The 21,205-nt window shown below is 55.7% G+C and carries 21 protein-coding genes; 15 read left to right on the top strand and 6 right to left on the bottom strand.

The window, feature by feature from the left end:
- Positions 1-60: 60 nt before the first annotated feature.
- A complete protein-coding gene (locus SGR01S_RS10675; protein WP_061807423.1) occupies positions 61-1,188 on the bottom strand; it encodes an iron-containing alcohol dehydrogenase in 1,128 nt (375 codons plus the stop codon).
- A gap of 265 nt (positions 1,189-1,453) precedes the next feature.
- Between SGR01S_RS10675 and SGR01S_RS10670 the strand changes: the two genes are divergently transcribed.
- The 3 genes from SGR01S_RS10670 to SGR01S_RS10660 all read left to right on the top strand — a co-directional run bounded on the left by SGR01S_RS10670 (position 1,454) and on the right by SGR01S_RS10660 (position 4,002).
- Entirely contained in the window at positions 1,454-2,212 is a 759-nt protein-coding gene (locus SGR01S_RS10670) for a helix-turn-helix transcriptional regulator (RefSeq protein ID WP_037424385.1), read from the top strand.
- Between the two features lie 101 nt (positions 2,213-2,313).
- A complete protein-coding gene (locus tag SGR01S_RS10665; protein ID WP_061807422.1) occupies positions 2,314-3,615 on the top strand; it encodes an NAD(P)/FAD-dependent oxidoreductase in 1,302 nt (433 codons plus the stop codon).
- A gap of 21 nt (positions 3,616-3,636) precedes the next feature.
- Positions 3,637-4,002: a cupin domain-containing protein gene (locus tag SGR01S_RS10660; RefSeq protein WP_037424379.1), complete on the top strand. Its 366-nt coding sequence runs from the start codon at positions 3,637-3,639 to the stop codon at positions 4,000-4,002.
- A 38-nt stretch (positions 4,003-4,040) separates the two neighbouring features.
- Here SGR01S_RS10660 and SGR01S_RS10655 read toward each other — a convergent pair whose 3' ends face one another.
- The 4 genes from SGR01S_RS10655 to SGR01S_RS10640 all read right to left on the bottom strand — a co-directional run bounded on the left by SGR01S_RS10655 (position 4,041) and on the right by SGR01S_RS10640 (position 8,038).
- Complete coding sequence (locus SGR01S_RS10655) at positions 4,041-4,847, bottom strand: alpha/beta hydrolase (protein WP_061807421.1); 807 nt, start codon at positions 4,845-4,847, stop codon at positions 4,041-4,043.
- A 97-nt stretch (positions 4,848-4,944) separates the two neighbouring features.
- Entirely contained in the window at positions 4,945-6,057 is a 1,113-nt protein-coding gene (locus tag SGR01S_RS10650; RefSeq protein WP_061807420.1) for a histone deacetylase-like amidohydrolase, read from the bottom strand.
- Between the two features lie 13 nt (positions 6,058-6,070).
- The gene (locus SGR01S_RS10645; protein ID WP_061807419.1) at positions 6,071-7,243 is read right to left on the bottom strand and encodes an MFS transporter; all 1,173 of its coding nucleotides are present in this window, start codon (positions 7,241-7,243) and stop codon (positions 6,071-6,073) included.
- Positions 7,244-7,390: 147 nt separating this feature from the next.
- Positions 7,391-8,038, bottom strand: coding sequence for a response regulator transcription factor (locus SGR01S_RS10640; protein ID WP_037424234.1), 648 nt, complete (start codon positions 8,036-8,038; stop codon positions 7,391-7,393).
- A gap of 568 nt (positions 8,039-8,606) precedes the next feature.
- On the opposite strand from SGR01S_RS10640, the gene SGR01S_RS10635 reads away from it, so the two are divergent.
- The 7 genes from SGR01S_RS10635 (at position 8,607) to SGR01S_RS10605 (ending at position 16,064) form a co-directional block, all read left to right on the top strand.
- Positions 8,607-10,319, top strand: a complete 1,713-nt coding sequence (locus tag SGR01S_RS10635) for an arylsulfatase (RefSeq protein WP_061807448.1) — start codon at positions 8,607-8,609, stop codon at positions 10,317-10,319.
- Complete coding sequence (locus SGR01S_RS10630) at positions 10,316-11,500, top strand: anaerobic sulfatase maturase (RefSeq protein ID WP_061807418.1); 1,185 nt, start codon at positions 10,316-10,318, stop codon at positions 11,498-11,500. Before SGR01S_RS10635 ends, SGR01S_RS10630 begins: the two co-directional genes overlap by 4 nt.
- A 132-nt stretch (positions 11,501-11,632) precedes the next feature.
- Entirely contained in the window at positions 11,633-13,126 is a 1,494-nt protein-coding gene (locus SGR01S_RS10625; RefSeq protein WP_037424229.1) for an APC family permease, read from the top strand.
- Entirely contained in the window at positions 13,101-13,688 is a 588-nt protein-coding gene (locus tag SGR01S_RS10620) for a DUF3156 family protein (RefSeq protein WP_061807417.1), read from the top strand. The genes SGR01S_RS10625 and SGR01S_RS10620 overlap by 26 nt, the downstream gene beginning before the upstream one ends.
- Positions 13,681-14,463: an SDR family NAD(P)-dependent oxidoreductase gene (locus SGR01S_RS10615; protein WP_061807416.1), complete on the top strand. Its 783-nt coding sequence runs from the start codon at positions 13,681-13,683 to the stop codon at positions 14,461-14,463. Before SGR01S_RS10620 ends, SGR01S_RS10615 begins: the two co-directional genes overlap by 8 nt.
- A gap of 10 nt (positions 14,464-14,473) precedes the next feature.
- Positions 14,474-15,271: a MoaF C-terminal domain-containing protein gene (locus SGR01S_RS10610; RefSeq protein ID WP_061807415.1), complete on the top strand. Its 798-nt coding sequence runs from the start codon at positions 14,474-14,476 to the stop codon at positions 15,269-15,271.
- A 4-nt stretch (positions 15,272-15,275) separates the two neighbouring features.
- Complete coding sequence (locus SGR01S_RS10605; protein ID WP_037424220.1) at positions 15,276-16,064, top strand: SDR family oxidoreductase; 789 nt, start codon at positions 15,276-15,278, stop codon at positions 16,062-16,064.
- 75 nt (positions 16,065-16,139) lie between these two features.
- On the opposite strand, the gene hpaR is transcribed toward SGR01S_RS10605, so the two are convergent.
- The gene (hpaR, locus tag SGR01S_RS10600) at positions 16,140-16,592 is read right to left on the bottom strand and encodes a homoprotocatechuate degradation operon regulator HpaR (protein ID WP_061807414.1); all 453 of its coding nucleotides are present in this window, start codon (positions 16,590-16,592) and stop codon (positions 16,140-16,142) included.
- Positions 16,593-16,917: 325 nt separating this feature from the next.
- On the opposite strand from hpaR, the gene SGR01S_RS10595 reads away from it, so the two are divergent.
- The 5 genes from SGR01S_RS10595 to SGR01S_RS10575 all read left to right on the top strand — a co-directional run bounded on the left by SGR01S_RS10595 (position 16,918) and on the right by SGR01S_RS10575 (position 21,197).
- Complete coding sequence (locus SGR01S_RS10595) at positions 16,918-17,550, top strand: fumarylacetoacetate hydrolase family protein (protein ID WP_061807413.1); 633 nt, start codon at positions 16,918-16,920, stop codon at positions 17,548-17,550.
- Positions 17,547-18,311 carry a fumarylacetoacetate hydrolase family protein gene (locus tag SGR01S_RS10590; RefSeq protein WP_037424213.1) on the top strand — a complete coding sequence of 255 codons (765 nt, stop codon included), beginning with the start codon at positions 17,547-17,549 and terminating at the stop codon, positions 18,309-18,311. Before SGR01S_RS10595 ends, SGR01S_RS10590 begins: the two co-directional genes overlap by 4 nt.
- Positions 18,308-19,762 carry a 5-carboxymethyl-2-hydroxymuconate semialdehyde dehydrogenase gene (gene hpaE / locus SGR01S_RS10585; RefSeq protein ID WP_012005080.1) on the top strand — a complete coding sequence of 485 codons (1,455 nt, stop codon included), beginning with the start codon at positions 18,308-18,310 and terminating at the stop codon, positions 19,760-19,762. The genes SGR01S_RS10590 and hpaE overlap by 4 nt, the downstream gene beginning before the upstream one ends.
- Positions 19,763-19,943: 181 nt before the next feature.
- The gene (hpaD, locus tag SGR01S_RS10580; protein ID WP_061807412.1) at positions 19,944-20,801 is read left to right on the top strand and encodes a 3,4-dihydroxyphenylacetate 2,3-dioxygenase; all 858 of its coding nucleotides are present in this window, start codon (positions 19,944-19,946) and stop codon (positions 20,799-20,801) included.
- 9 nt (positions 20,802-20,810) lie between these two features.
- Positions 20,811-21,197, top strand: coding sequence for a 5-carboxymethyl-2-hydroxymuconate Delta-isomerase (locus tag SGR01S_RS10575; RefSeq protein WP_037424210.1), 387 nt, complete (start codon positions 20,811-20,813; stop codon positions 21,195-21,197).
- Positions 21,198-21,205 lie beyond the last annotated feature (8 nt).

Raw genomic sequence — 21,205 nt, 5'->3', positions numbered from 1 at the left:
AAATCCAGCTGATGATACCCATTTCCGATCTCCCGCTATTACTTTGATCTAATTATATAATCATTCGACGCGGAATGCGCCTTCGATCATCAGCTGCCGCTGCGGCGCACTGTAGTCGATCAGTGAGTTCTTGCTGTTGGATTTGGCCAGTGTGACGGCCAGTTCGTCGGCGGAAATGGGCAGATCGTCCTGCCAAAACGTGGCGATGGCGTTGCGGGTAATGAAGTCGATCAGATAGCGTTCCGGGCTGTCTTGTTGTTCGGGGAACAGGCGAGTGGCGAGTTCGGCCATCAGTGCCCGCTGTTGCGGTTGTTCACTCTGCGCTAGCAGCTCGAGAAAGGGCAGCAGCAGACGGCCACACACCTGTCCATGGTGGTAGTCGCGCAATGCGCCAATTTCACCTGCAATACCGTGGATCACACCTAACCCTGCGGCGCTCAGCGTCAGCCCACCAAGGTAGGAAGCTTGCATGATGTCCTCACGTGCCTGAGCACTGCGGTTGAGTGTCGGCCAGGCACGCAGGAAGTGGCGGATACCGGTCAGCGACATCTCACGTGTCATGGCATTGGCGGTTTTGGATAAGTAAGCTTCGAACAAATGGGTGAAGGCATCGATGGCGCAATAAGCCAGTACCTTGTCCGGTGCACCCTGTAGCAGTTGTGGATCCAGGATCGCGGTATGTGGCACAAAGTTGTTATGCCGCAGCGAGGCTTTTACCTTGCTGAAGTGAGTATCTGTGATTACCGCGTTCTGGGTCACTTCGCTGCCGGTGCCGGCAGTGGTCGGAATGGCAATCAGCGGCAAGGTGGCACCACTGATTTTAGTGTCGCCGACTTTTTCCATATAGCGTAGGGTCGGTAACGGGTGTTCAACCAGTGCGGCAAATGCCTTGGCGGCATCCAGTACGCTGCCACCGCCGATCGCGACTACGCGCTGGGCCTTTCCGCGCCAGCGCGCGACCCAGGCGTCGATCTCTTGCGGCGACGCCTCGTGACTGACTATTTCGGTACCGATCAGCAGCGGTGTCAGCGTGTCCGCCAGGGAAGAATACACCGCGCCATTGAGAAATGAGCGGCAGCTAAACAGCAGCGTCGGCTGCGGCTCTGCGGTCAGTAGCGGGATCAATTGGCTGATGCTGCCGTGGCCGAACCAGGTATGGCGGTTGGCGATCGTCAGGCTGGTGGTCATAGTCTCTCCTTGGCGCACGAAAACCACAGCATAAGCCAGCCTCTGCGGCTGAACCACTGCTTTTCGCTGCCTGAAAGACATTCCGTTAATATGTTAACCCAGCATGATTGCTTCAGGGTGCGATAATCTCGCGAAGGTGTGATTTGTTTAACATGTAAACAATTCAGGGATTGCATTTGGCGCTATTGAGTGTTTTCTATAACAAGCAGGCCAGAATGAAGCCGGAGCAAAGTGATTGTTAATTTATTAATGATGGCGGGCGAATATGACTATTCAGGTCGAACGATTATCAGCAGTGATCGACGCGGTGGCGACTCAACGCTTTTATCCTAGCTTGCTGGCCTGGCTGGAAGGCTTTTTCGCCTTTGATAATGCTATTGTCTACGCTTTTGAACGCGGCCAGGCACCACGTTGCCTGATAAAAACCGAGAAGGAAAACAGCGACGCGGTTAACCAACTCTACCAGCAGGGCGCTTATTTGCAGGATCCGTTTTATCAGGCGCTGAATGGCGGTGGGAGTGACGGAGTGTTAACGTTGCGCCAGCTCGCACCGTGCGGTTTTTACCATACTGATTATTACCGTAATTTTTACCGAAAAACCGGCTGGCACGATGAAGCTGGCGTACTGCTGCCCCTGACGACGGAACGCGGGCTGGGGGTGTTTTTCGGCTCGGCGCGTCAGTCTGTGGGAGTACGCTCTCCGCAACTGACAGAGTTGCGCGACGCGCTGACACTGTTGAAAAGTGTCGCTCGCCTGCATGGTGAAGTGATCGCGGCGCCCGCTGCGCCGGACAAGGTGACGGACCATGCCGTGCAGGCACGTTATCTGTTGACGCCACGTGAGCGTGAAATTGTGGATCTGATCCTTGAAGGCTCCGGTTCACAGCAGATCGCCGACCGGCTGTTTATCAGCCTGGGTACGGTGAAAAATCACCGCAAGAACATCTACAGCAAGCTGAATATCGGCTCACAGGCCGAGCTGTTCAGCCTGCTGTTGGCCACACCGCTGCGACGCAGTGCCTGAGTGTTAATTATTTGTTGCGAATGTCCCTAAGGGGACATAGCGACGACGACGTCGCTTGCTGATAATCCGATGATAGAGCCAAGGTCATCGGGAGTGCGGCAGTGAATAATAATATCGAATCGTTAACCTACTACGCGGCAACCAAGAAGTACGATCTGCGCTTCCCGACGCTGGAAGAAGATCTGGACGTTGACGTGGTCATCATCGGTGGTGGCTTCTCCGGCATTAATACCGCACTGGAGCTGGCGGAACGGGGCATCACCAATATTGCCATTCTTGAAGGACGCCACCTGGGCTACGGCGGCACTGGCCGCAACGGTGGACAGGTGATGGCGGGGATCGGCCATGATCTGGAAAAGATCAAACGTCATGTCGGTCCTGCCGGGCTAGAAACTATCTTTAAAATCAGCAACCTCGGTGCCGGGATTATTCGCGAGCGCATCAAAAAATACCACATCGATGCCGACTTCTGTTTTGGCTACGGCTATCTCGGCAGCAACGCGCGCCAGGAGAAAACCCTGCGCAGCTGGCTGAAGGAGTTTAAAGCGGTATCGCCGGATGAAGAGATCGAACTCTATACCGGTGCGGAAGTGAAGCAGGTGGTGGGTTCAGACGCTTATACCTGCGCATTGAAACACATGGGTGGCGGGCACGTGCATTCACTTAACCTGCTGTTAGGGGAAGCTCAGGCGCTGAGCGGCTATGGCGTGAAGATCTTTGAAAACAGCAGCGTGCTCGGCGTGGAATACGGTTCGCGTATTAAGGTACGTACCGCCATGGGATCGGTACGCGCCAACAAGATGCTGTGGGCCTGTAATGGTTTTCTCAACGGCATGGAACCGTTCATCTACAACAAAACCATCAATACCTATGCTTTCCAACTGGCGACCGAACCGCTGCCTGACGAACTGATCCGCCAGATCAGCCCGATTCGCGGTGCTTACAGCGACATCCGTCCGGTGATTGACTATTACCGTGTGACCAATGAAAACCGTTTGCTGTTCGGCAGCGCGACCCGACTGATCGAATACATTCCGGCGGATCTCAAAGCCTGGAACCGTAATCTGATGTTGAAGGTGTTCCCCTATCTGCATGACGTCAAGATCGACCTGGCCTGGGGCGGGCCGCTGTGCTGTAGCGCCAATCTGTTCCCGCAGATTGGCACCCTGCCACAGCACGATAACGTGTTCTACGTGCAGGGTTATTCCGGCTTTGGCGTCACGCCGAGCCATATCGTCTGCAAGGTGTTGGCGGAGGGCATGAGTGAAGGATCCGATCGTTACGATCTGATGAGTTCGATTCCGCACGTCAATATCTTCGGCAAGGACAAACTGCGGCGGGTGATGACCACTGCCGGCAAGGTTTGGCACCAGACATCCGGCTACTGGAAAGGCCGCCGTTAATTCTTATGAGAGGAGAGAGACATGAAACCATTACTGCTGAAGCAAGCGTTGCCTGAATTGCTGGAGATTGGCAGCGTCAGCAACCTCGGTGCCAAGGTAATCGCTGGTGAGCCAAACGTGGGCGTCGCGAGTATTTTTGGTGAGCCAACGGATAACCTGAATTGTGGCATCTTTAGCTGTACACGCGGTACCTTCGTGATGGAGTACCCGTTTGCTGAACACGCCACCGTGTGGGAAGGCACGGCAACGCTGACTGATGAGAACACCGGTAAATCCGTGCAATATCAGGCCGGTGACTCCTGGTTTGTCGAAAAGGGCACGCCGGTGCGCTGGGAAATCACCTCCGATCGTTTTGTAAAACACTACCTGGCGATAGTCGAAGGTTGATCTCGTACTTCCCCCTCTTCGCTGGAGAGGGGGATCCGCTACCCCAGCACCCGTTCAATAAAACTGCCGATCCGCCTCAAGATCTGATCTTTGTTCGTCTCGTTAAAGCTTTCATGACGCCCACCGGGGTTCACCATGGATTCAAAATCGTGGCCCTTCAGCACGTTGATGGCGGTTTGCGACTGCGCCATAAGCACCAGCCGGTCGTCATCACCATGTATCCATAACGTTGGCAATGCACCAAAGCCCGGCCCGGCGTTGATTTTGGCCAGCATTTGCTGCATGCCATGCAAGGTTGGGCGCTTGAATGGGCCGTGCCACACCAGCGGGTCGGCCTGATAGGCAGTGCCAACTGCCGGATCGCGCGACAGGGTGGCGGTATCAAGCGGATCGTCAGGGATCTTCGAGAGATTCAGCAGATCGGAAATTTGGGTTCTTTCGCCAATTAGTGGACCGGAAAGCACCAGCGCACGCACGTTATCACCATAACGCTGAACGTAGCGGGTGGCGATCATGCCGCCCATGGAATGACCAATGACCACCAGTGGTACCCCAGGGTGCAGTTGCTGGAAATGTGCCGCCACGCGGTGAACGTCGTCGACGACGGCGTCATAATCTTCAATTAATACGCGCTCACCCTGTGACAAGCCGTGGCCAACATGGTCGGGGCCAAACACGCGCGCACCTTGGGCTTCCAGCGTGCGTGCTACGTACTGATAGCGACCGAGATGCTCGCCGTAACCGTGTACCAGCAGCGCCAGAAAGCGCGGTCGGTCATGGCCCCAATCATGTACCGCGATATCGCCCTGGCCACCTTTGATAAAGCTAATCTTCTGTTCAGACATATTATTTTTCTCATCGGTAGGATAAACGGAAACCCTATTCAGCGTAGTGGCAAAGCGAGGAATTGGTAGGGGCGCAAGATGCTGCGCCCTGAGGTGATTAGTGAATGAACTGCTGTGCCAGTTGATCAATAGCCTGACGCTGGAACTGATTGAAGGCCTCGCGTGGTTGCTGCTGTTGGATAAACTCCAGTAGCGGATCCTGTACTTCGGTACGGATGCCGCTGAGTTCTTCCATCACTGCCAGACCGCAAAACGGTACGTAGGATTCGGCATAACCGCCTTCATGCACCATCACCAATTTGCCATCGCACAGGCGATCGGCGGCGTCCTGCACCAGGGCTGTCATGTGACGGAAACTGTCACTGTGTAATTGCATACGCGCCAGCGGATCGAGGGCGTTGGCATCGTAACCGCAAGCGACAATGATCATTTCCGGTTGGAATTGTTCCAGCGCCGGAATGACAATTTGGCGCATGGCGTGCAGGTAACCATCATCACCTGCCCCGGCCAGCAGCGGAATATTGATGTTATAGCCTTCGCCCGCACCGGCCCCGCGATCCTGCTCACCAGAGTATCCTGCCGGGAAGCAGCCATCCTGATGCAGTGACAGTGTTAGCACGTCGTCCCGCTGCCAGTAGATATGCTGAGTGCCATTGCCGTGATGGACGTCCCAGTCGAGCACCGCCACCTTGCCCAGACCGTATTTTGCCTTGGCACGTTCGATGGCGATGGGGATATTGGCCAAAAAGCAAAAACCCATCGATTGGTCCGGCAGGCAGTGGTGACCCGGCGGGCGTGACAGTGCATAGGCGTTGTCCAGATCGCCCTGCAGCACCGCCTCGACGGCTGCACAGGCTAATCCGGCGGACAACTTGGCTATCTCGTAACTGCCGGGGCCCAGTGGCGCTTCCTCGCCCAGCATGCCGCCGCCGTTGTCGCTTAACTGTTTGAAGCGTTGTAAATAGTGGGCCGGATGAATGCGTAGCAGGTCTTCATCCGATGCCAGTTCCGCGCTCAGCAGCGTGAGCTGGCGCGACAGACCGGACACGTCCATCAGGTTCTTCATGCGCCGTTTGGTTTCCGGCGATTCTGCATGTCCCGCCCCCGAAGGAGGTTGTACCCAGCCGCCGACCGGTAGCGTGGTGGCGTGCAGGCCGGTGCTGTGCCAGAAACAGCGTTCATCAAACAAGAAACCGGTTTTTCTTTTCACCTTTTTACTCCTGTTAAACGGCGCGGCGAACGCGCTGTGAAGCCAACAAAATCAACAGTAACGACAGCAGCGCACTACCCAGTGCGCCGACCAACAGTGCATCGAAGCCGCCGAAAGACTCAATCAGATAACCGGCCAGCGTTGGTCCAATCGCCATGCCACCGCCAATCACCAGATTGATGTTGTTCATGAGTTTGCCGTTGTTATCCAACCCGGCAACGCGGGCCAAAATAAACGGCAGTACAAAGGTCCAGGTGAACTTGAACAGCACTGCGGCGGCGGCGAAACGCAGCAGCAAGGGTTCCCTGAACAACAGCCCAATACCGGCGATCAATAAACCGTAACTCAGCCAAATCAGCGTGTTGCCGCCACGGCGTGCACTGATTAACGCGGCACCACCCGCGCCAACGATGCCAAACAGTGTGGCGGCGGCCAGTACCTGACCGCTGTTGACCGGCGAGAGACCCGCGGCGGCGGCGATGCTGCCGATAAAGGTCCAGACTGCGCTCAGGCTGATATAAAAGGTCAGTACGGACAGTACGGCGAAGGCTTTACGGATCCAGGGAGTTGCTGCGGTTTGGACTGCGGTATGCGCAGGGTGAAATCCAGTGGGGAAGGCGCGGATCAGTGGCAGGCAACACAGCATGATGGCTGCCAGAATCAGATAAACCGCCATAAGGCCAAAATGGGCAAACAACGGCGGCAGTACCAGCAGCCCGACGGTCCCCAGTACCAGTTGTCCCAGCACCCACAGAGCGTAGACTCGGCTCGGATTAGCGGTGCTGGCGGCGCAGGTGATACACAGGATCATCAGCGTGCCGCCCGCGAGCGAAGCGACAAAGCGTAGCCCCAGGAGCAGGCTGAAATCACTGACCAGTGCCGAGGCCAGATTTCCGGCAATAAATACCGCTGCCGCCAGCGCCGCGATTCGACGCCAGTTAACGCGCCCAATCCACCACCAGGCGGGCAGGGTCGCCAGGCTCATTGCGCCCAGTTCGGTGGAGAACAGGTGCCCGATTTGCGCAGGAGTGAGGTGCCATTGGCTGGCTAATTGTGCTGCTACCGCTGGGGCAGTCATCAGGATGCCCGGCGCAATGGCGGCAAAGATAATAATGGCAGTCAACAGCCGCGGCGGGCAGGGGAGAGCCGCCCCGGCAGCGGGCACAGAAACGGAATCACTGGACATAATAATTATCCCCGCAGGTTAAGCCTGAATCAGATATACCCGCGATGCCGTGTTTGGGGCAGGCGGACACCGCGCCATGGATGGCGAATAATTAACGCGTTGAATTAACAGCGCTATAACTCATTGTTATAAAAACAGTTTTATTAATTAGCCGTGGGCAATAAAGCTGCTGGCCACTAATTCGGTACGATTTACCACGTCGGTTTTGGCAAATATATTACGCATGTGGGTTTTCACCGTTGACAGTGAAATACCTAACTTCAGCGCAATACGTTTATTGCTCGCCCCTTCGCGCACCATATTCACGATTTCTTGCTCTTTGGCGGTCAGTAATTGGGCTTCCCCCTCAGGCAGCAGATCGCGGGTGGCCAGTTCGATCAACGGCATAACCGCCCGCAAGCGGCTACGTTCCAGCTCGGTAAAGGGGGTATCGCGGATCAACGACACGCCGGCGACGATGCGTTTGCGCTGGCGGATAAATATCTCGGTCATGTCGCGCATGTCATTGGGCAGCATAAAATCATGATAGTAATGACGATTATTGGCAATCGCCATCGGGCTCATACCGACCATATTGATATCCTGATGGTGGAAATTGGCCGGTTTGAGTGGGTCGATTTGCTGGAAATGATTCAAATACTGCTGATGGGTTTTATCGGAAATGCCATGCAAAATATAGTGATCCGGCCGCAGATCTGAATTCACCAAATAAAATACCCCAGCGGACACCGGGATCAGGTGTGCAATGGTGGTCAGACAGCTAGTGATAAAGGCATCAGGTGATGCAGTGTGCATGATTCATTTCCTCCCTTTACCCGTCGTCTTTAAAGCCGCAGCGTGATTAGCGGCAACGTTAAATTCATTGGGTATGTCATTCAGGTACTGGGACGGTACGTGTATCTGTATACAATATGAACGATACAAGCATAGTTGTAGCAATTTCGCAACACAATAAAAACATATTAACAACGTGAGCCTGATTGCAATAAAATACATAAATAACAAGATGACACTTGGCTCATCATCGCGGTCTTTACTCAATCTCCCGTCTGTTTCGTTAATACATTAATGAAATTTTTGTGACGTTTTCCCGCTGAATTTACAGCGGTTTCCCCTCTTCCCTCAGTGCGGACACCTTTGCGTTCTGCGTGCTACATCTCGGCTTCTTCATTCCGGCGCCTCGTTCTTAAGAACGATAGCCAGGCTTTTCCATTGCTTCCTACACTGCCAAAAACCGCTCAGGCCATGCTTTGAAGATAACGGCAGCCGACGGAAAAAGGATAAGACGAAAAAACTATGACCTTTCTCGGGCTGAGGTGTTTGGTTGTTCAACCCGAATGACAATGCAGGGGATGAGGTGATGATGAAGAAGAAAACACTCGCGGTGGCGCTGGGTAGCGCACTGTCGGGGATGGCTCATGCGGCAGACACTGGGCGTCCCAACGTGCTGATAATTCTGGTCGATGACATGGGCTATTCCGACATTAGCCCGTTCGGCAGTGAGATCCCCACGCCCAACCTGCAGGCACTGGCCGAGCGAGGGGTGCGCATGAGCCAGTATTATACTTCGCCGATGTCTGCCCCAGCACGTTCGATGTTGATGACTGGCAATACCAACCAACAGGCCGGTATGGGCGGCATGTGGTGGTACGAAAGCACGGCGGCGCAGCCGGGTTATGAAATGCGACTGACCGACCGGGTGACCACGATGCCTGAACGTTTCCGGGACGCTGGCTATGCCACCATGATGGCGGGTAAATGGCATCTGGGCTATGTCGACGGTGCTAAACCAACCGATCGCGGTTTCGAACGCGCTTTTGCCTTTATGGGGGGCGGTACCAGCCATTTCGACGATGCAAAACCGCTAGGCACTGTCGAAGCCTTTCATACCTTCTACACCCTGAATGGCAAACGCGTCTCGCTGCCGCAGGATTTCTATTCCAGCAAGGCCTACGCCACCCAGATGGAGCAGTGGATCAGCGATACGCCGAAGGATAAACCTATCTTCGCCTATCTGGCTTTCACCGCCCCGCACGATCCGTTGCAGGCACCGGATGACTGGATCGCAAAATTTGACGGCAAGTATGATGCCGGTTACCAGCAGGCCTATCAGCAACGTATTCAGCGGTTGAAGGCATTGGGGATCATTTCCGATAACACGCCGATGCCGACGCTGGCACTGGATAAAGCCTGGAAAGACATGACGCCGGAGCAACAGAAATACGCGGCGAAAACCATGCAGGTGTACGCAGCGATGATTGCCTATATGGACGATCAGGTCGGTGGGGTACTGAAGACGCTGAAACAAACTGGGCGTGATAAGAACACGGTGATCATCTTCGCCACCGACAACGGCGCCAACCCGGCCAGCGGCTTCTACTACGGATCGAAGCCGGAATATTGGCAGCAGTTTGACAACAGCTACGCGAATATTGGTCGTAAGGGGTCCTTTATCTCTTATGGGCCACACTGGGCTAACGTCAGCAATGCGCCTTACGCTAACTATCATAAAACCACCAGCGCGCAGGGTGGGATCAATACTGACTTCATCATTTCTGCACCGCAGCTGAAAGGACGCGGTGGCATCGATAAAACGCCCATGGCGGTGTATGACATCGCACCGACGCTCTACGACTACGCTGGTATTGATGCCAGTAAGCAACTGAAGGGAAAACCGACGCTGCCGATGGTTGGCGTCAGCTTCAGGCGGTATTTCAGCGGTGATATCGACACTGTACCGCGCTCGACCTACGGCGTTGAGCTGCACAATCAAGCTGCCTTCGTGGAGGGCATCTGGAAGCTGCGACGGCTGGTGAAAGCCGGACCGACGGCGCAAATGGCCGCTTGGGGGCTGTTCAACTTACAGAATGACCCCCTCGAAACACAGGATGTGGCTGCCGCCAACCCCGAGCGGGTTAAGCGGCTGAGTGAGGAATACCAGCAGTACGCTGATAAAGGCATGGTGATTGAAGCTAAAGGCGAAGCGATTGATTACCTTGGGGTGGACGCTAAATCCGGCAACTATATTGGTCTCGATCCAGTTACCCATAAGCCTTTACCTGAGGCAGCAGAATGAACCTGACTCAACTGCGTGCGCAGCAGATCCCGGTTGCCGTTGAACCACGTGCGGCGGTGCCGTTCCATCTGTTGGTCAAACCGATCGGGGCTGGCTGTAATCTGGCCTGCAACTATTGCTATTACCCGCAGCGGCAGGGCGAGCGAACGCAAAAAATGGACGACGGGCTGCTCGAGGATTTTATCCGTCGCTATATTGCCGCCCAACCGCGCTACAGCCGCGAGATTAACTTTGTTTGGCAGGGCGGTGAGCCACTGCTGGCAGGCATCGGTTTTTACAAACGGGCCCTGGCGTTGCAGCAAAAATATGCGCTTCCAGGCGTCAGGATCAGCAACAGCATACAGACCAATGGCACATTGCTGAATGCCGCATGGTGTCGGTTGTTCAAACAGCATGATTTCATCATCGGCGTCAGCCTTGACGGCGACCGACAGATCCAAGACGCGCACCGTCCGGATAAGCGTGGCGACAGTAGCTATGACGATGCTCTGCGCGGTATTGCGCTGCTGCATCGGTATCACATCGAGTTCAACCTGCTGGTGGTGGTACATGACGGTGTGGTGGAGCGGGCACAGGCGATGTACGACCATTTTGTCGCCCTCGGTGCACGTTACTTGCAGTTTCAGCCACTGATGCTGGAAGGTGACGCCCCGGATGCCGGGTACGGATTGAGCGCCGCCAACTGGGGGCGTTTTATGTTAGCGATTTACCGTCGTTGGCGTGGGCAGGGGCATTGGGGGAAGGTGTTTGTGATGAACATCGAACATGTTTACGCGCAGTACTTCACCCAAGTCAGCCCCAGTTGCGTGCATGCTGAACGCTGCGGCGGCAATTTGGTGATGGAGCCGGATGGTCGCCTCTACGCCTGCGATCATCTGATGGACGCACAGCATTATCTGGGGCATTTCGATCAGCACACGTCCTTCGCGGATTCTGTATCGGCGGCAACAGCCATGGCATTCGGTCAGGTCAAAAGTCTGCGTCGCGAATGCCAGAGTTGCAGCGTGAAAAGTGTCTGTCAGGGCGGCTGCCCGGCGCATATCGGTGCGGATCGCTACAACCGGCTGTGTGCGGGTTATTACGCCTTCTTTTCTGCACTGCTTGAGCCGTTGCGTGCTTACCCGCGTAGCCCGCAGGGCGCCATGCAATGGCGCATTGCTGTGAGCGGCAGCACAGCTTGAGTTCCTCTCGTCCTTAAGGACGATAGTCAGCATTTTCTATTCCTCTCTATAGTGATATTGCCGCCACTGGCGACGTAAAACCTGCAAATGCACCATCAGGGCAAAACGATAAAACTATAAGAGGAAATAACCATGAACCTGTCGTCGCGGCTTCACGCCCACCTTGAGCGGGGTAAGGTCGGATTCCCCACCACGCTGGCCAGTTCGGTCGGGGTGATTATGGCCAGTCCGGTGATCCTCACTGTCACCAGTGGTTTCGGTATCGGCGGCGACACCTTCGCGCTGGCGATGTTGATCGCTTTTATTATGATGCAGGCCCAGCTCACCACTTTCTCCGAGGCGGCGGCGATATTGCCGACCTCCGGCTCGGTGTACGACTACATTGCCTGTGGCATGGGGCGCTTTTTTGCCATCACCGGCGCGCTGTCAGCCTACTTGATCGTGCATATCTTTGCCGGTACCGCGGAAACCATTCTCTCCGGCATCATGGCGCTGGTGAATTTTGAACACCTCAATACCCTGATGGAAACCCACAATGCGTCCTGGATGGTCGGGGTCGGGCTGGTGATCGTATTCGGGTTACTTAACGCATTCGGTATTGAGGCGTTCGGCAAAGCGGAAATCGTGCTGACGTTCGCTATGTGGAGCACGCTGGTGATCTTTGGCATTGCTGGATTGCTGTCGCCGCATGCGGTTCCACTGGAAGGTTGGTTTGGCAGTACGTTGAGTCTGAGCGATCCGTTCGCTGTGTTTAGTCTGATTGGCATGGCGATGTTCATGTTCGTCGGCTGTGAGTTGGTTACGCCGATGGCGCCGGAGATCAAACGTTCCGCCAGTGTGATCCCGCGTGCGATGTCGCTGGGCTTGTGCGGCGTGGCGGTTTGCATGGCGCTATACGGTGCGGCACTCAGTCATCAGGTGGAAAACGTGGTAGTGGATGCTGCTAATGGCGTTCACCTGCTGGATACGCCGATGGCGATCCCGGCCTTTGCTGGTCAGGTTATGGGGGAGTTCGGCAAATATTGGCTGGGCGTCGGGCTGTTACTGGCCGGGGCGGCGACCATTAATACGCTAATGGCGGCCGTGCCACGTATTCTGTATGGCATGGCGTTGGATGGCGCGCTGCCACGTATCTTCGCTTATCTGCACCCGCGCTTTAAAACCCCGGTGGTGGGGATTTTGGTGGCGGTGCTGATCCCTTGCGTACATGCCTTTGCCATTCAGGGCAATCTCGATCGCATTATTCCGTTGGTGTTGGCGGCAGTCTGTGCCTGGGGCGTGGCCTACCTGCTGGTGACCTGTTCGGTAGTGATCCTGCGTATTCGTCGTCCAGACTTGCCGCGTGCTTATAAATCACCGTGGTTCCCACTGCCGCAAATCATTTCCAGTGTGGGCATCGTGCTGGCGATTATCTATATCACCCCGCCGGGCATGAACCCACGTGCCGTCTACATTCCTTTCAGCATCATGATCGGCCTGACCGCAGCCTATGCGCTGTTCTGGACCCTGTGTGTGCAGAAGGTCAACCCGTTCAAACCGGTGCCAGTTGAGCAGGTGCTGGAAACTGCCTTTGCGAAAGCAGAAAACGAGGAGGCGCAGTTTGATCGGCTTACTTCCCTCACTTAACCGCCTTTGGCAGCGCGCGCCAACCGGCTATCAGCCAGGGGTGACCCTCAGTCGCCTGGCAAGCAACCTGCAGCCTTATGCCTGCGAGCGGCTTTCGCCCTGTTTGCTGCGCCTGACGTTGCCACAGGGGCCAGTGATCGACATTAGTGAACAGGTTAGCGCGTTGTTTATGGCGCATATCGTCAGCCATCGTTTCCTATTGCAGGGCGACTGCTCGCTGAAAGCGCCCCTGACGCTACGCATTACCGCAGGCGGTTGGCTACGTCGACGCGGTGTGGTGTATCGCGCCCGTCGAGATGATGCCATAGCACAGCAGGTGATTGCTGCCCTACAGCGTTATCCGCAAATAGACCAAACGTTGGAGCAACTTGATTTCCGTCGTATTCAATTGACGGTGGTCGCCGGCCGTTGGCGGTTGGAGATAGAGCATTTTGCGGCATCCGAGGTGGTCAGTCGGTTGCCGGCGGGGCGCCGTTATCTGCGGTTGGAGCCGGAGCAGCGGCGGCTACTGTTGAGCAGTTTGCTGATGATCGGCCAATTGATGGAGAAACTCGATGAGTAGAGTCGTAGTGATTACCGGTGGTGGCACAGGTGTGGGTGCCGCTTGTGCCCGATTACTGGCGGATAACGGAGACCGTGTGTTTATCATCGGCCGACGCCGTGAACCCTTGACGGCGCTGGCGGACGAGATTGGTGTACAGGCTTTGGTGGGCGACGCGTCCAGCGGGGACAGTTGGAAATCCGTACTGTTACCGGCCATTTTACAGCAGGCTGGGCGCATCGACTGCCTGATAGGGAGCGCAGGTGGCATGGGATTGGGGCGCATTACCGAGATGAGTGATGACCACTGGCGGCAAGCGCTGGACAGCAATCTCAACAGCGCCTTCGCCAGCGCCCGTGCCTGCCTGCCGGAACTGGTTAAAACGGGCGGCAATCTGTTGTTTGTCGCGTCTATCGCGTCACTGGCTGCCGGGCCAGAGGTCTGCGGCTATGTCACCGCCAAACACGCTTTGATCGGGTTGATGCGCTCTATCGCCCGTGATTATGGCCCACAAGGCGTGCGTGCCAATGCCGTCTGTCCGGGTTGGGTCACAACCCCGATGGCGGATGAAGAGATGCTGCCGTTGATGGCTGCGCACCAACTTACGCTGGAACAGGCCTACCAACATGTCTGCCGTGACGTGCCGCTGCGCCGTCCTGCCAGCGCCGAAGAAATTGCCGGCATCTGTCGTTTTCTCTGTTCGCCGGAAGCGTCAATCATCACCGGCGCGGCGCTTGTAGCCGACGGCGGTTCAACCATTGTTGACGTACCGACATTGGCTTTCACTTCTCTATAAGGAGCATCACATGAGTTCAGAAGCGGTATTTATTCAGGTTGGCGCGTTGGCGGAAGGTTTTGCACCGCACAGCAATACACTGGAACAACAACACGGACTGAGCGGCAGTACGCTAGCATTGCGCTTTACCGATGGGGAAATGCTGAGCTGTCATTTTGTCGACGAGCAAACGCTGAGTTGGGGTGAATACCGGGGCATTGCTTATCGTGCCACCAGTATTCGTCCCGGCATTTTATTTATCGATTTTCTCGATCCCGCACAGGATAACGCCAGTATCACGCTGGTGTGCGATCGCAATCAGGGCAATTTTACTGCGGTGTATGGCCAATTGCCGGATGAGGAGCAAACCCGTTTGGACGCCTTTAGCCGCGTTGAGCAGGGGCTGCCGCTGACGGCCGTCAACGTCGAATTCCAATTCGGCACATTGGATGGTGCCACGGTTGCACCACCGCATTTCACCGACGAGTTGATCGGTATGCGCAATATGTACACCTACAGCCCGACAGAGCGTTACGAACATATCTACCTGAACGACAATTTCTACGCCTGGCAGTGTCTGGATGGTGTGGAGAAAGGGCTGGCGGATGTGGATCGTTGTCATTACGTGAAAGTGGCTGAAAAACTCTACCTGTTCGTCTGGCGCGAGAAGATCGTGCCGACGTTAGGGGTGGTGATGATCGATCTGCAAGGCATGCGGACTGACGGCAAGATCCTTGGTTATCAGGGCAGCGATTTCAGTGCGCTGAGCAATTTTGCGGTGGGCGCTCATGCGCAAGTGCTGAACACGACCCGCCATCCACGGGGATAAGCCGATGAAGACGACGTATGCGGCCGATGCCTTCAGCGGCAAGGTAGTGTTGGTGACTGGCGGTGCGCAGGGTATTGGGCTGGCGATTGTCAGCGCCTTTGCCCAACTGGGTGCGACGGTGGTGATGGCAGATCTGCAACTGCAAAAAGCGCAGGAAGCGGCCGAGACGCTGCAACAACAGGGTTGGCAGGTGCAAGCGATGGCCTGCGATCTGGCCGATCCAGGGCAGATTGCCGAATGGGTAGCGGCGGTGGGGCTACGTTATCAGCGGCTGGATGTTGTGGTCCACAATGCGGCTTATTTCCCGTTGACGCCGTTTGCCGAAATAGATGCTGTGCTGTTGCAACGTACGCTGAGCGTCAATCTGATGGCACCGTTCTTTCTGGCGCAGGCGGCGTTACCGTGGATGCAGCGCCAGGGCGGCGGTTGCATTCTGGTGACCTCATCGGTGACCGGACCACGGGTGGCTTATCCTGGGCTGGCGCACTATGCCGCCTCCAAAGCGGGGGTTAACGGTTTTATTCGCGCGGCAGCGTTGGAGCTGGCAGAGGCAGGCGTACGGGTTAACGGCGTAGAGCCAGGGATGATCCGCACACCGGCGATGGCCAACCTGGGGGGGACTGCGCTCAATCAGGCGATTGCCGCCGCAGTGCCGCTGGGACGGCTGGGAGAACCTGAAGACATCGCTGCTGCGATGGTGTTCCTGGCCTCACCGGCGGCGGCCTATATTACCGGGCAGACGCTGGTGGTGGATGGCGGCGCGTTGTTACCTGAAGCCCATCCTCTAACTTGAAGGTAGGGGACGAACATGTTCGTCCCGATTGATACGGGCGCAGCATGCAGCGCCCGTACGGAGGAAATGTTTGAATCACTTTTTTGTTGGATGGGCGGTCACGTTGGCGGGCAGTTTATCCCCCAGGGTGATCAGTTCGTCCAAGAGTGCCATTAGTTGGCCCATCTTCTGCTGCGAAAACGCAGCTTCAATCTCACCGTACCCCTGTTCTACCTGATGGCGAGCCACCTCATACAACTCCTGGCCTTGCTGGGTCAGTGAAACGTAGAGCTTGCGCTGATCGTTAACCGGCTTCAGGCGGAAAATAAGCTTATCGCGCTCCATGCGCGACAAGATGCCGGTCAGGCTGGGGCGCAAGATGCAGGTTTCTGCTGCCAATTCATGGAATTCAATAGAGCGGCTATTGGCCAGCACGCGAATGATACGCCACTGCTGTTCCGTCAGATTATGGCTTTTCAGGATCGGGCGGAAAAACCCCATGGCGGTTTCACGCGCCTGCAGCAGGGCAATAGTTAAGGATTCATGCATAGATTTAGCCTTTGCTATCAAGGTGTTTGTTATTCCGGCGTTGATCGCTGGGAACGCAATATGCTGCCTGGATTTATTAATAACTTAATAGTAGCCAAGTTTACCTTGCCGGATAAAGCGAAAATGCACCTGTGGGTGGAAAAATCGCCTGAAAATGATTAATACGTTGAATAATCACGCTAATGTTCACGGTTTGTGAATATTTTGTTATCACGATCACAAATCAACCCACCCGCGTTGCGTAAAAGCTGAACAGCGTATAAAAGTAATCATTAACATATTAATGAATGCCGGTTGTCATGTTCTGTCATTGAAAGGAGTTTGCATGAAAGGCACCGTATTTTCCGTCGCGTTAAACCACCGCAGCCAAATTGACGCCTGGGATCAGGCGTTCCATGAACTACCGTATAAAACCCCGCCGAAGACCCCGGTATGGTTTATCAAACCGCGTAATACCCACCTCGCCAATGGCGGGGCGATCCCGTTTCCTGCTGGTGAGCAGGTGCAGAGTGGTGCAACGCTGGCGGTAGTGATTGGCGACACCGCGCGTAAGGTGCCGGTTGAGCGTGTGGCTGATTATCTGGCCGGTTATGCACTGGCTAATGACATCAGCCTGCCGGAAAGCAGCTTCTATCGCCCGGCAATCAAAGCGAAATGCCGCGACGGTTTTTGTCCGTTAGGCGATATCGGCCAGTTAGCGACCTCTACCAAGCTGGAGATCATCACCGAAATCAATGGCGTAGAGCAGGATCGTTGGTCGACGGCCGATCTGGTGCGTTCGGTGCCGGAACTGATCGCGGCCATCAGCGATTTCATTACCTTGCAGCCGGGGGACGCGGTACTGATCGGCACGCCACACCAGCGTGTTGAGATCAAACCGGGGGATGAAGTGACGGTGCGCGCTGCCGGTTTGCCGACCCTGACCAACCGTGTGACGCAGGCAGGAGAAACAGCATGAGACACGCCCGAATTCGCCATCACGGCAAAGTTGTTAACGTCAGCGTTGATGAGCAACTGCGCGTTACCCTGCCGGACGGCAGCGTTCTGAACGAGTTGGACGCTGAGTGGTTACCGCCAGCACAGGGCACGGTGTTTGCCTTGGGTTTGAACTACGCTGATCACGCCAGCGAGTTGGAGTTCAAGGCACCGGAAGAACCTTTGGTATTCCTGAAAGCGCCAAACACCCTGACCGGACACCGTCAGGTATCAGTGCGCCCGGCCGACGTCGAGTATATGCACTATGAAGCCGAGCTGGTGGCGGTGATCGGCAAGACTGCGCGTAACGTCAGCCGAGAAAACGCCATGGACTATGTTGCGGGTTACACCCTGTGTAACGACTACGCCATTCGCGACTATTTGGAAAACTACTACCGCCCGAATCTGCGCGTGAAAAGCCGCGACACCTTGACCCCTATTGGGCCTTACATTGTGGATCGTGATGATATCGCCGATCCGCACCGTCTGGCGCTCAGTACTTACGTCAACGGTGAGTTACGCCAGCGCGGCAGCACTGCCGATATGATTTTCGATATTCCGTACCTGATCAGCTACCTGAGCGAATTCATGACGCTACAACCCGGCGACATGATCGCCACCGGCACGCCGAAAGGGCTGGCTGATGTGCTGCCGGGTGACGAAGTGGTGGTGGAGATCGAGGGCATTGGCCGTTTGGTTAACCACATCATCAGTGAAAAAGATTACGAGGAAAGCCTGCGATGAAAACCATCAACCATTGGATTAACGGTAAGAATGTAGCCAGCAAAGAGTATTTCACCACCACCAACCCGGCTAACGGTGAGGTGCTGGCGGAAGTGGCTTCAGGCGGACAGTTGGAGATCGATCAGGCAGTAGCCGCTGCTAAGGCGGCATTCCCTAAATGGGCCAATACGCCAATGAAAGAGCGTGCGCGCCTGATGCGTCGTCTGGGGGAATTGATCGATGAGAATGTCCCGCAGATCGCCGAGATGGAAACTGCCGATACTGGCCTGCCGATCCACCAAACCAAAAATGTGCTGATCCCACGTGCGTCGCACAACTTTGAGTTTTTCGCCGAGATCTGCCAACAGATGAATGGCCGTACTTATCCGGTGGACGACAAGATGCTCAACTACACGCTGATCCAGCCGGTGGGTGTGTGTGCGCTGGTGTCGCCGTGGAACGTGCCATTTATGACAGCCACCTGGAAAACGGCGCCTTGCCTGGCATTGGGTAACACCGCAGTGCTGAAAATGTCCGAGCTGTCGCCGCTGACCGCTGACCGCCTGGGTGAACTGGCGCTGGAAGCCGGTATCCCGGCAGGGGTACTCAATGTGGTACAGGGTTACGGTGCGACTGCCGGGGATGCATTGGTACGCCATAAAGATGTGCGTGCAGTGTCCTTTACCGGCGGTACCGCCACCGGCCGCCGCATTATTGAAAGCGCTGGGCTGAAGAAGTTTTCCATGGAACTGGGTGGGAAGTCGCCGGTACTGATTTTTGAAGATGCGGACATCGAACGTGCCTTGGATGCCGCGCTGTTTACCATTTTCTCTATCAATGGTGAACGCTGCACGGCCGGTTCGCGCATCTTCATTCAGGAGAGCATTTATCCGGAATTCGTTAAACGCTTTGCCGAGCGTGCCAACCGCCTGCGCGTGGGTGATCCGCAGGATCCCAACACCCAAGTGGGGGCGCTGATCAGCCCGCAGCACTGGGAAAAAGTCTCTGGCTATATCCGCCTTGGGCTGGAAGAAGGCGCCACTCTACTGGCGGGTGGTCCGGATAAACCGGCTGGCTTGAGCCACGGCAACTTCCTGCGCCCGACGGTGCTGGCGGATGTCGACAACCGTATGCGCATCGCGCAGGAGGAGATTTTTGGGCCAGTGGCCTGCCTGCTGCCGTTCAAATCAGAAGAAGACGGCCTGCGTATGGCCAACGACGTGGAATACGGCCTGGCGTCGTATATCTGGACGCAGGATGTGAGCAAGGTACTGCGTCTGGCCCGCAATATTGAAGCGGGCATGGTTTTCGTTAACACCCAAAACGTACGCGATCTGCGCCAGCCATTTGGCGGCGTGAAATCGTCCGGCACCGGCCGTGAAGGTGGGGAATACAGCTTCGAAGTGTTCGCCGAGATGAAGAACGTGTGTATTTCCATGGGTGATCACCCGATCCCACGCTGGGGCGTCTAAATCCGCTCCCTGTTTTATAACTAAAAAAGATATACCCAAAATCATTGGAGTGCATCAAGGCAGATGGTACGGGCGTTGCACGCTGCGCCCGTATTAGCCGGGGCGAATAATTCGCCCCCTAGGGTGAATGCTTGCAGTCAACACCGATGCAGCTTCAAGGATGCCGGGTATAGGAGGTTGTATGGGTAAGTTAGCTCTGGCCGCCAAGATTACGCATGTTCCATCGATGTACCTGTCGGAACTTCCAGGAAAAAACCACGGTTGTCGCCAGTCGGCGATCGACGGTCACAAAGAGATCAGTGCGCGCTGCCGTGAAATGGGCGTCGACACCATAATTGTGTTCGACACCCACTGGTTGGTGAACAGCGCCTATCACATCAATTGCAGCCCGCATTTCGAAGGGTTGTATACCAGCAATGAATTGCCGCACTTCATCCGCGACATGACCTACGAATATGACGGCAACCCGGCGTTAGGTCAGCTGATCGCCGCCGAGGCCTGCAAACTCGGGGTACGAGCCAAAGCGCATGAGATCCCAAGCCTGAAGCTGGAGTACGGCACGTTGGTGCCGATGCGTTACATGAACAGCGACAAGCATTTCAAGGTGATCTCAATTTCGGCGTTTTGCACCGTGCATGACTTTGCCGACAGCCGCCGTTTGGGTGAAGCGATAAAAACCGCGATTGAGAAATACGACGGTACGGTGGCGGTATTGGCCAGCGGTTCTCTTTCACACCGTTTCATCGACGACCAACGTGCTGAAGAAGGCATGAACAGCTACACACGTCAGTTCGACCAGCAGATGGACGAACGGGTGGTCAAGTTGTGGGAAGAAGGGCGTTTCCGTGAGTTTTGCGAAATGCTGCCGGAGTACGCCGATTATTGCTACGGCGAAGGCAACATGCATGACACCGTGATGCTGCTTGGCTTGCTGGGGTGGGATAAATATGACGGCAAAGTGGAGTTCATTACGCCGTTGTTCGCCAGTTCAGGCACCGGGCAGGTTAATGCCGTGTTCCCGTTGCCGGCTGAAGCCTGAGGAGTATCCATGCCCCATTTTTACGCTGAATGTACCGACAATATCCGCCTTGAGGCGGATTTGCCCACACTGTTCGCCAAGGTTAATCAGGCGCTGGCGGACACCGGCATTTTCCCGTTGGCCGGCGTACGCAGCCGCGCTATTTGGCTGGATACCTGGCAGATGGCCGACGGCAAGCAGGATTACGCCTTCGTGCATATGACGCTGAAGATTGGTCACGGCCGCAGTCTGGAGAGCCGTGAACAAGTGGGAGAAATGTTGTTCGCTCTGATCACCGAGCACTTCGCTGCGTTGATGGCCAGCCGCTATCTGGCGTTGTCCTTCACCATGGAAGAGCTGGATCCGGTGTTGAACTACAAACAAAACAATGTCCACGCGCTATTCCGCAAAGAGTAAGGGGCCGT

Origin of the sequence: Serratia grimesii NBRC 13537 (assembly GCF_001590905.1) — a bacterium.
In the GTDB taxonomy this organism is placed as follows: Bacteria; Pseudomonadota; Gammaproteobacteria; order Enterobacterales; family Enterobacteriaceae; genus Serratia; species Serratia grimesii.
The sequence above is the reverse complement of the archived record's forward strand: the minus strand, read 5'-3'. Positions and strand labels throughout refer to the sequence as shown.